The sequence below is a fragment of the Leuconostoc sp. BM2 genome (assembly GCF_002095565.1).
Lineage (GTDB): Bacteria > Bacillota > Bacilli > Lactobacillales > Lactobacillaceae > Leuconostoc > Leuconostoc falkenbergense.
Genome location: NZ_MOWQ01000047.1, coordinates 1 through 11481 on the forward strand (window position 1 = coordinate 1; position 11481 = coordinate 11481).

The following is an 11481-nucleotide window of genomic DNA, read 5'->3' on the forward strand; positions in this document are numbered from 1 at the left end:
ACAAAGGTATCCGTCAAAAGCGTCAATCTGATGGTAGACGACAAGTATTTGTGCATGGTCGTTCGATTGAAACGAGACCTGAAAGTGTGAAAGCACGACAAACCTTTGGACATTTTGAAGTTGACACCATGCAATCGGGTAAAAGACGTGGCGATGTGCTGGTGACAATTACTGAAAGACTAAGCCGGCAACATATCGTGAGACAGGTCACTGGGCGCAATAGTCAGGCAGTGACACCAGTCTTAATTCGTTTTTTTCAAGGGATCAAAAATGCCAAGTCAATCACTGTTGATCGTGGGCGAGAATTTGCAAAATATAACGAAATCGAGCAAAAACTAGGCATTCCAGTCTATTTTGCGCACCCATATTCACCAGAAGAACGTGGGAGTAATGAGATATTAAATCGATACGTCCGTCGTTTTATACCGAAAGAACGCAAAATTGAAACAGTTAGCGCCAAAGAATTAGATCAAATTAATCATTGGATCAATGCGAGACCAATGAAAACACTCAACTGGCAATCACCACGAAAGGTTTTTCAGCAGTTTGCAGTGTTCGGTTAATTCTTGCAATCTACCATAAATCAAAAGTGGCTACACAATCAATCTTGTCAGGAGAGAATGGTGACTCATCATGGACACTTGATGACACAACGGGTGAGCTGATTTTCACAAATGGTACATTAGATCAAAACATTGCAACCAATATTACGAACGAAGGATACGATCCAACACTTGTCAAATCCGTGTCATTTCAGGGGACAGTCGTTGCACCAACTAATTTGGATAATTTTCTAACAGGATTAACTGAATTACAGTCGTTTGACGGTGCTAATCTTGATACAAGCAGCGTGACGAGCATGAGAAACTTCTTCTCTGGTTTGAGCAAACTTGGAAAAGTTAATTTAGATATTGCGACTAACCACACCATGTCCGGTACTTGCATGGAAAACTTTTTCGCTAACACGCCCAGCTTGTGGAAAATTGCAATTGGTGCTAACTTTGAATTTCAAGGAGACACACCAGTTACTATTCCATCAGCGCCCGACGTTGGTACACATATCACAGATAATGGGACTACATATGTTACTAGTGCAGCCAATTGGCAATTAGTTGGTGCAGGAACTGATCATCTACCCGCTGGGGAAGTATTGAGCAACTTAAAGACAATAACAACAAATACAGCGCCGCGTCCCCTCACCATAGTTTGGGCACAGACTGGTGAAACATATGATCCTATTCTTCGCGGTTATCACGGCACGTCACCTTGGACACTCGACCCAGACACTGGTGAATTGATATACGGTAGTGGTACATTTCAAGACGCACTAACAGTTGTGGCTAATTTGGAGTCGTATGATGTTGATCCTGATATTGTCACTTCAATTAGTTTTACGGGAACAGTTAATTTACCAGCTAATGCAACAAGTATGTTCTCTGGTCTGGACAACTTAACAGCGTTTGATGCTACTAACTCATATACGGATAATGTGACGAATATGAAGAGTATGTTTCAAGGCACTATTATAACTAACCTAGACCTTAGTAGTTGGAAAGTGACTCAGGTCATGTCATTTTATAATATGTTCAGCAATGCCAAACAATTAATGACCTTGAACCTATCGGATTGGGGTGTTGGTCGTACAGCAACAAATGTTACCATGTATGGTATGTTTGATCACACCAGTGCTTTGACCAATTTGACCTTAACAAACTTTAAAACGACTAACGTCACTGATATGGGGGTTATGTTTTATTACAGTGGTGTGAAAAGCTTGGACCTGAGTGACTGGGATGTAACTCAAGTCACATCATTCTATTTCATGTTTACCTATTCGCAACTCGTGACACTTAATCTATCAAGTTGGGATATTGGACATACGGCAACCAACGTAAGTATGCGATATATGTTTGCTTTTACCAGCCAACTCAAAACTTTAAACCTGACCAACTTTAAAGTGACCAATATCATAGACTTATCTGAAACGTTCAGAGGCACTGGACTTGAAAGTTTAGATGTCAGTGGTTGGGATGTTTCAAAGGTGACTACATTTAGCATGACATTTGCCCAAGCGTGGGATATAAAAAGTTTGAATGTGTCTGGCTGGGGTGTTGGTCGTACGGCGACTAATGTCTCTATGAGCAACATGTTTTTTGGATTAGGCCGTTTAAACGATTTAAACTTAACCAACTTTAAAACAACTAACGTTACTAATATGTCTTACATGTTTGCTGATAATAGTGATAGTGTTAAAATTCCAATCACTAGCTTAGATGTAAGTGGTTTTGATGTCACACAAGTCACAACTTTTACAAAGATGTTTGCAAATATTAGCCAATTGAGAACACTAGATTTGTCCAGCTGGACTACTTCCGGTGCTACGGCAACTAACATGTTTGCCGGTACGTCTAGTCTCTGGAAAATCACCCTCGGAGAAAATGTGCAATTCGCCGCTGATCCTAGCTTCACAGCAGCTCCCGCAGTTGGTACAACGATTCCGGGCACTAGTTATGTGACAACTGCTGCCAGTTGGCAGAACATTGGTACAGGTACAGATCATCAACCAGCAGGGGCATTAGTCACAACTACGGAAATGTACGCTGACCGAACTGAACCAGTTACTTACGTGTGGGCACAAGGGGTTCAGCCAACACCTGCTATCAACACGATTTCATCACTTAATTTTGGTACGTTAGCAGCCAGTGACTTCTTTAACGGCAATAGTCCGCTGGCAACCAACATGGCAACTGGTTCAGTGGCCTTAAAAGATTTAGATAACAGTACAACGTATAATGTTACCGTGGCACAAACGAGTGACTGGACAACTGATGGTGAGTCAGCTAAGATTGCCAAGTCAAACTTGAAGATTAAATATGGCACTAGTGATTTAGCCACGGGAGCTAGCAGTTTCTGGTCGGGCACATCAGCGACTGAGACCAAGAGTATTGCTTTTAATCATGATACAACCAAAAACTTCAGCATTTGGTTGAACCCAAGCACTGTGCTTAATACCGCATTGCTTGGCAAACAACTAGAATCAGAATTGACATGGACGTTGAGTGAGACGCCGTAAACAGAAGAAGCGCTTAAATGTTAATCATTTAAGCGCTTTTCCTTTTCATTTATTCAATCTAAGCGTATAATTATATCATTGAAATTTAAGAGAGTGGGACGCGTTTTTGGACGAAAAAATTAAGCAAGTTGAAGAGCAATATTTGAAGACAACACTATCAGCCATGAACCAATCTTTGACTGATACCGAGCTAGAAATTAAGCGGACAAACAAAAACATCTCTGACGTTTCCAAAAGTTGGGGAGATGTGCGTCTCAAAACGGATACCTATTCCGGTATTGTTGAAACAGCTATGTCTGTCCGCCAGCAACAACAAATGTTGGCTGAACGTGAAAATTCTAAGTCACGGGCAGAACGTCGCTATGAAGTTTTAAATAAGCAGATTCATAATCCGTATTTTGCACGTATTGATTTTAGCGAATCCGTGTCAGAAAGCGGTGAACCAGAAACCATCTACATTGGTTTGGGGTCGTTTAGTGATGACGACAATCGCTATTTTGTCTATGATTGGCGTGCACCAGTAGCTTCTATTTATTATGACGGTGGCATTGGACCAGTTGAATATTTGACACCGGATGGCACTCAAAAAGCCAATGTCACGCTGAAACGTCAATTTCAAATTGAAGACGGCGTGATTGTGACGTTATTTGACACGGAAGAGGCAATTGGGGACGCTATGTTGATGAATGCCTTGAGTGGCGAATCATCAACCAAGATGAAGTCAATTGTGACAACCATTCAAAAAGAGCAAAACAAGATTATCCGTAATACGTCGGCTGATCTCTTATTTGTTCAAGGTGCAGCCGGCTCTGGTAAGACGGCGGCCGTTTTGCAACGTGTGGCTTACTTGCTTTATCGTTACCGCGGTAAATTAACCAGTGGTCAAGTGGTGCTATTTAGTCCCAACCAACTATTTAATGATTATATTGATCAAGTTTTGCCTGAGTTAGGTGAACAGAATATGGTCCAAATGACATTTTACCAGTACGCCTCACGTCGTTTACCTAAAATGTCAGTAGAAACGTTGCAAGAACGCTTTGAATTGGATCATGTGAATAATCGACTGGCATTGGCCAAAGGTAGTGTTGACATGTTCAACGCCGTCACCAATTATGCCAACTCTTTGACACGTCAGGGGATGAAGTTCCGCAGCATTATGTTTAGAGGCGAACCATTTATCGCCAAAGAACGCATGGCAGAAATTTATTATCAGTACAACGAAAATTACAAGTTAAGTCAACGTTTGGACGCAACGCGCGACACACTTATGCGTATGCTAAGCAGCCGTATTGGCACAGAGATGCGTAAAGATTGGGTAGATTTAGAAATTGAAAATCTATCTAAAGAGGAATATGATGAGCTTGTTGGCGCTGGGCGTGTCCGTATGGGCGATAATGAAGAAAACGACGCAGCAGCAGTGACGCGCCGCACACAATTAGGTGCTGGGGAACAAGAACGAGAATTTACCAGTGAAAAAGCTGAGCGCAAGTTCTTGGCCAAGCAAATTACGACACGCGCTTTGAAGCCTTTGGCAAGACAAGTGAGACGTGCTAGTTTCCTTAATATCAATGCGCAATTTATTGATTTCTTGCATGAGTTACCAAGATTCTTTGACTTAGCGGCTTATCAATTATCAGAAGCAGAGTGGCAGACGCATGTTGAACACGTTGTGGCAAATCTCAAGAATCATCAAATGTCACTGGCGGACACAACGTTATATTTGTATTTATATGATTTGATGACTGGTAAGCATGGCGAACGTGATATTCGCTTCCTATTCATTGATGAAGTGCAAGATTATACGCCGTTCCAATTAGCTTTCTTAAAGTTTAGCTTCCCATTGGCAAAGTTCACGGTGCTCGGTGACCTTAACCAAGCAATTTTCACCAAGGATAATGCGGCTAATTTGCAGGAAGATTTGGCTAGCTTGTTTGACCCAGAGCGGGTAGACACGGTTAAGCTCACACAAACTTACCGTTCGACACAACAAATTACTGATTTCACCAAAGACATTTTATTAGGTGGGCAAGACATTGAAGCGTTTAATCGTAATGGCGAGAAGCCAATTGTGAAAATCGCTGACAATGAAACTGACTTGCTGAATAAGCTACGTCAGCAGTTACAACAAAATGCCAAAGACCAAGATTCGACAGCTATTATCACCAAAACACTCGCTGATGCGAAGTTGTTGGCGCAACAATTGGCTGATAAAAGTGTGACATTAATTCAATCAGAGAATCAACGTTTAGCACTGGGAACTATCATAGTACCATCGTATTTGGCTAAGGGACTGGAATTTGACGCAGTTGTCATTTGGCACGCGGATTGGACACGATATGCGGCAGAAGACGAACGTCGTCTATTGTATACAGTTGCGTCACGCGCGATGCATCGTTTGACATTGCTGGCTGAAAAGTCAGTGACACCGTTGTTGGACCATGTCGGTGCCGAACGTTATGAGGTTGAAAAATGAACGAGTTAGTCAATGAAATTTTGAAACGCTATCAGCAACCTTTCATGGTAATTGGTGTTACCGGTTCAGTTTCAGTTGGCAAAAGTACATTTGCTAATAATTTGGCAGCATTATTTCATCAGGAAAGCTTGACGACTAGTGTGATTAGTACGGATGATTTTCTGATGTCTAATGACACATTGTTGGCCGCCGGCATTTTTGAACAAAAAGGTTTTCCACAAACGTACGATTTGGACCGCATGGCAACAGTGATTAGAGATTTTAAGGTTGGTCGTGAGCAGATCGAGATACCACTTTATACGCAAGAATTGGCTGACATTCACCCAACACAACTGCAAACTATCACCCGACCCAATATTTTAATTGTTGAGGGTGTAACAGCCCTGCGATTACCAGAGGATGTGTTAGATTTCAAAATTTTTGTCACCGCAGATTTGGATAATATTAAGTCATGGTATTTGTCACGTACCTTGCAAGAAACGGCTTTAGCCAAGAATGATCCATCTAGCTGGCGCTATCAATATGCCAAAATGCCACTAGACGAGCTAAGCGATTTGGTAATGAAGGTTTGGGACACAACGAATCAAACCAATTTGGATCACTATATTTTACCTACGAAATCTTTAGCGGATGTGATTGTTACATTGAACGATCAGCACGATGTGAAAAATATCACTTATAATAATCGATAAAAAATTGTCAACTAAGTTGACAATTTTTTTTTAAAGCGTAAAATAGCTTTTTGAACCTAACGAAGAACTAAAGTGTTTTCTGTAAATAGCAGAAAACGAATGAAAGGATTTTGATATGTCGGATAAAATAGTAGACACAAAGGGGAAACCAGTCAACCGCATCGCCATGATGATTGTGTTGTTGGTCGGTGTGTTCTCTGTAATGCTGATGCAAACAGCTTTGGGGACAGCATTACCTGCATTGATGAAAGCGTTTGATGTTAACGCCTCAACAGTGCAATGGTTGACAACCATTTTCTTAATGGCTAACGGGATTATGGTGCCGGTTTCAGCTTACTTAACAACACGAATTCAAACAAAAACATTGTATCTATCAGCGCTTGGGTTGTTCACTGCTGGTACATTGCTGGCGTTTGTGACACCAACTAATGCCTTTTGGATGCTCATGGTGGCACGTGTTTTGCAAGCCATGGCTGTTGGTGTTTTGATGCCATTGATGCAAGTGATTTCGTTGAATTTATTTGACGCAGAGTCCCGTGGTAAAGCGATGGGTCTTGGTGGATTAGTTGTTGGAATGGCACCTGCCATTGGACCGACGCTGTCAGGTTGGATTTTGGAAAAAGATCACACCATTTTAGGCTTCACGCTTGAAAATTCATGGCGCTCAATCTTTGGCGTTATTCTACCAGTTGTTATTTTAGTCATGATTGCTTCATTTGTATATTTCCGCAACATTTTACCAACGAAAAAAGTGACACTAAATGTGCGCTCTTTGATTGAATCAACGTTTGGATTTGGTCTAATTTTGTTTGGATTTGCCATGGTTTCAGACCACGGATGGGGTGATTTTGGTTGGGTTATTCTGCCATTAATTGCTGGATTGCTGATTACAATTGAATTTATGTGGCATCAATCTCGCATGGAGAAGCCATTCTTGGATATGTCTGTCTTCAAGTCTAAGCAATTTACCATTACGACAATATTAGTGTCACTAGCTATGATGGCTATGATTGGTGTTGAAATGGTTTTGCCAATTTATATGCAAAATATCCGAGTCTTAACGCCGTTGGATTCTGGTTTGACGTTACTTCCCGGCGCGTTGATGATGGGAATTATGTCACCGATTGCTGGTGCTTTCTATGATAAGCATGGGGCCAAGCGCTTAGCCGTTACTGGATTTTCTATTTTGTTGATTGGTACGGTACCGCTATTTTATATGACCGCTGATACGTCGCAACACTTTATCACAGCACTATACACATTACGTATGTTTGGTATTGCGATGACAATGATGCCGTTGACAGCTTCTGCTATGGGTGCTTTGTCACCTGAAACAGCCGCCCAAGGAACAGCTGCCAACAACACGATGCGCCAAATTGCTTCTTCATTGGGAACGGCAATTTTGGCATCAGTCATGCAGTCTGTTACTGACAACAATAAGCCAGCTGCTTCACTTAAAGGCCAAGATCCATTGTCGTATGCTAATAAGTTAATAGATGCAACATTAAACGGCTTCCACGCTTCATTCTTGTTGGCCGCAGGATTTGCTCTTGTTGCATTGTTAATTACATTCTTACTACACAGTGGCAAAATTAACACACCAGCACACAAGGAGGACGCAGCCTAATGATTATTTTGTTGATAGCGTTATTTGCTATTTTGGCCTTTGTAGCCAATATGATGATTACCAATCGTGGTATACGTATTGTAACAACAGTGATTATGTTTGTTGGGTTGATTGCAAGTGTTGCTGGCGTTGCGGCTAACATGAATTCACACTACGGTATGAAGGAAGTCACCACGACAACCAAAAAACAAATCTACACAGCCGGAACGGCGTCACAGGGATTTGGTCTATTGCTTTATCAAGGTGTTGGTACAAACGGCGCTGAAAATGTCTATGTTTACCGTGCCACAGACAATGCTAAAAAGACAACTGTTGCAAAGCCCAACTTGAAGACCAGTTCTCGTATGTCTAATATTTCCGGCAATAAAGCCTACAAAATTACAAAAACAACGCGTTATGTCTATAAAAATGCCACGATGCGGTTGATGTTTGGTATTGGTGGCAATAATCACCAACTTAAAAATAAGCATGTTGTTTATCAAGTGCCAAGCACTTGGGTTGCTTTGACGACGACTCAAGCTAAGTCATTGCAATCAAAAATGACACCCAAGACAGATGCTGAAAAACAAGCACTAGCCCAACAACAAGCACAGTTAGCTGCTTTGGCAAAAACGGATCCAGACAAAGCGGCACAATTACAAGTTGCAGCAGTCAAAAAAGCGTTAAATATTAAATAATATGTCATCAACGTTTTCGCCTTAAACAGGTTGAAAACGTTTTTTTTGATACAATTGCAGTTGTTCTTAATCGGTGAAAAAATTAATCCAATAATTGGGAGTAAAAAAGAATTACGGTTATTAGCGTATTACTTGCTAATTTCTGTGAATGTGTTACACTAATGGGGTAATAAAAGTTTTTGATTTTGATTTGTTTTTTTCGGAAGGCGCTCAGTACCAATTATTTTAGATTACGAACAATATTACTTGGTGAGCACACCAAAGGAGAAACATATCATGGAAAAAGGCACAGTAAAGTGGTTTAACGGCGAAAAGGGTTACGGATTCATCACACGCGAAAACGGCGAAGATGTATTTGCACACTTCTCAGCAATCCAAGGCGACGGCTTCAAGACTCTTGACGAAGGTCAAGCAGTTACTTTCGAAGTTGAAAGTGGTGACCGCGGTTTGCAAGCTGTTAACATCGTTAAGGGCTAATAACCAATTAGAAAGAACTCGCTTCGGCGAGTTTTTTTGTGTCGTGATTTCGTGGTATAATGATATCGTTACGATTAACACAAACATAAACTAAGGAGTTTAGAACAAATGGCTAAATTAGTACTAATCCGTCATGGTCAAAGTGAATGGAACGCATTGAACTTATTCAATGGTTGGATTGACACAAAGTTGTCAGACAAGGGTGTTGAACAAGCAAAGGAAGCTGGCGAATTGTTGGCTGCCGAAGGTATCCAATTTGATCAGGCTTATACATCAGTTTTGACACGTGCAATTACAACATTGCACTACGCTTTGGAAGAGGCTGGTCAATTGTTTATTCCTGAAGAGAAGTCATGGCGCCTTAACGAACGTCATTATGGCGCTTTGCAAGGTCAAAATAAGGCTGAAGCTGCTGAAAAGTGGGGCGACGAACAAGTTCACATTTGGCGTCGTTCATACGATGTTTTGCCACCATTGTTGGACTCATACGATGAAACAATGACAGTTCAAGGCAAGACATATCCTGCGTTTGATCGTCGCTATGCCGATGTACCTGAAGGCGAATTGCCATTGGGTGAAAATTTGAAGATTACTTTGGAACGTGTATTACCTTTCTGGGAATCAAACATTTCAAAGGACTTGAAAGCTGGTAAAAACGTTGTCATTGCCGCTCACGGTAACTCACTTCGTGCTTTAGCTAAGCATATCGAACACATCTCAGACGATGACATTTTGAATCTTGAAATTGCTAATGGACAACCACTAGTTTATGACTTGGATGACAATTTGGAAGTTGTATCAAAGACAACATTAACAAAATAAAGTCAATTATCATTCCTAGGTATACCAAAATTGGTATACCTTTTTTTATTGCTATATTTTGCTTTTTTTAGTAGAAAAGTGTACATTGGTATATGTTGTGAAAACGATTTTGATATGTTATGAAAGTTTACATGAAAATGATTATTTGTCCTTAAAAGCGTTATTATCAGTAGTATTATGTCAGTATAGGGAAAGGAATCACTAGATTTGTGTTACATTTGGCACAAATTGGAGTGTGTGAGGTTATGAAAGATTATTTTCAACGGATGGGCCACTCATTGATGCTGCCGGTGGCAGTTTTACCAGCAGCTGCGATTTTAACAGGTATTGGTAATTGGCTACCAGCTACTTGGTTTATAAGCGGTGTTTTAAAGTTAGCTGGTGGTTCGATACTTGATATCTTAGCGCTTTTATTTGCGGTTGGCTTGGCTTTAGGAATGTCCAATAAAAAGGATGGGGCGGTTGCTTTGGCAGCAGTCGTTGGTTACGCGTTGACAGACTATGTGCTCCGTCCAGAAAATATTGCGACTTTGTTTGGTCAGAAAATAACAGCCGTCAACGCTGCTTTTGGTACACCAACGCACAACAATGTCTTATTTGGTATTGTTTCTGGTTTAGTTGCAGCAGCGCTTTTTGATAAATTTGGACAAACAAAATTGCCTCAAGCGCTGTCTTTTTTTAGTGGGAAGCGATTAGTACCGATTTTAACAGCTTTGGCGATGCTAATATTTAGTATTGTGATGATTGTGATTTGGCCGTTTGTCTACGCAGCATTAGTTGCTTTTGCAACAACCATTGCTAATCTTGGTTGGATTGGGGCAGGATTGTATGGCTTCTTTAACCGATTACTGATTCCAACGGGGCTACATCATGCCCTGAATTCAGTCTTTTGGTTTAAAGTTGCCGGGATTAATGATATTGGTAATTTTTGGGATTCACATGGTGTTTTGGGCATTACTGGCCGTTATCAAGCAGGATTTTTTCCAATTATGATGTTTGGTTTGCCGGCCGGTGCGTATGCCATTTATCGTAATGCGTTACCAGAGCAAAAGAAACGGATTGGTTCGTTAATGTTGGCAGCAGGTGTTGCCTCATTCTTTACAGGTGTGACAGAGCCTTTAGAGTTTTCATTCATGTTTGTTGCGTGGCCACTGTACTTGATTCACGCAGCTTTAACTGGTTTGAGCTTAGCAGTAGCGGCATTTTTCCATTGGACATCTGGCTTTGGCTTTTCGGCAGGGTTAGTCGACTACGTATTAGCGTTCAAAATGCCTTTGGCTAACAAGCCTTATATGTTGTTACTGCAAGGGGTTGTGTTTGCGATTTTGTATTATGTGATTTTTAATTTTGCCATTCAAAAATTCAACTTGATGACACCCGGTCGTGATCCAAAGGAAAATGATGTGCCAGAAAGCACTGTGCCGTCGCGTCCGTCGACAGAAGATAAGTATTTACGTAGTGCGCGTGTCATTTGGCAAGCGTTGGGCGGAGATAATGCAAAAGATAATTTAACTTATGGTAGATTGTAAAATTAAACCGAACACTTGAATAAAAAAGCCGCAGCGCCTTTAATGGTAATTGTCTAAAACAACCATAAAGGAACTGCGACTCATGACTAGTTTATCATCTCAAGAACGCAC

The 11481-nt window shown here is 41.0% G+C and carries 8 protein-coding genes and 1 pseudogene; all 9 read left to right on the top strand.

The window, feature by feature from the left end:
- On the top strand, positions 1 to 563 hold a 563-nt coding region (locus BMG01_RS09405), incomplete at its 5' end, for an IS30 family transposase (protein WP_143472144.1).
- 26 nt (positions 564 to 589) lie between these two features.
- The gene (locus BMG01_RS09410; RefSeq protein ID WP_004912324.1) at positions 590 to 3073 is read left to right on the top strand and encodes a BspA family leucine-rich repeat surface protein; all 2484 of its coding nucleotides are present in this window, start codon (positions 590 to 592) and stop codon (positions 3071 to 3073) included.
- A gap of 106 nt (positions 3074 to 3179) precedes the next feature.
- The gene (gene helD, locus BMG01_RS09415; protein WP_036068859.1) at positions 3180 to 5546 is read left to right on the top strand and encodes an RNA polymerase recycling motor HelD; all 2367 of its coding nucleotides are present in this window, start codon (positions 3180 to 3182) and stop codon (positions 5544 to 5546) included.
- Positions 5543 to 6238, top strand: a complete 696-nt coding sequence (locus BMG01_RS09420) for a type I pantothenate kinase (RefSeq protein ID WP_004912318.1) — start codon at positions 5543 to 5545, stop codon at positions 6236 to 6238. The genes helD and BMG01_RS09420 overlap by 4 nt, the downstream gene beginning before the upstream one ends.
- A gap of 115 nt (positions 6239 to 6353) precedes the next feature.
- Positions 6354 to 7865: an MDR family MFS transporter gene (locus BMG01_RS09425; RefSeq protein WP_004912315.1), complete on the top strand. Its 1512-nt coding sequence runs from the start codon at positions 6354 to 6356 to the stop codon at positions 7863 to 7865.
- Positions 7865 to 8542, top strand: coding sequence for a DUF4811 domain-containing protein (locus BMG01_RS09430; RefSeq protein WP_004912312.1), 678 nt, complete (start codon positions 7865 to 7867; stop codon positions 8540 to 8542). Before BMG01_RS09425 ends, BMG01_RS09430 begins: the two co-directional genes overlap by 1 nt.
- A 276-nt stretch (positions 8543 to 8818) precedes the next feature.
- A complete protein-coding gene (locus BMG01_RS09435) occupies positions 8819 to 9019 on the top strand; it encodes a cold-shock protein (RefSeq protein ID WP_004912309.1) in 201 nt (66 codons plus the stop codon).
- Positions 9020 to 9127: 108 nt separating this feature from the next.
- Positions 9128 to 9841 carry a 2,3-diphosphoglycerate-dependent phosphoglycerate mutase gene (gene gpmA / locus BMG01_RS09440; protein WP_004912306.1) on the top strand — a complete coding sequence of 238 codons (714 nt, stop codon included), beginning with the start codon at positions 9128 to 9130 and terminating at the stop codon, positions 9839 to 9841.
- A 245-nt stretch (positions 9842 to 10086) separates the two neighbouring features.
- Positions 10087 to 11331, top strand: a pseudogene (locus BMG01_RS09445) (PTS transporter subunit EIIC); the annotation flags it as partial.
- Positions 11332 to 11481 lie beyond the last annotated feature (150 nt).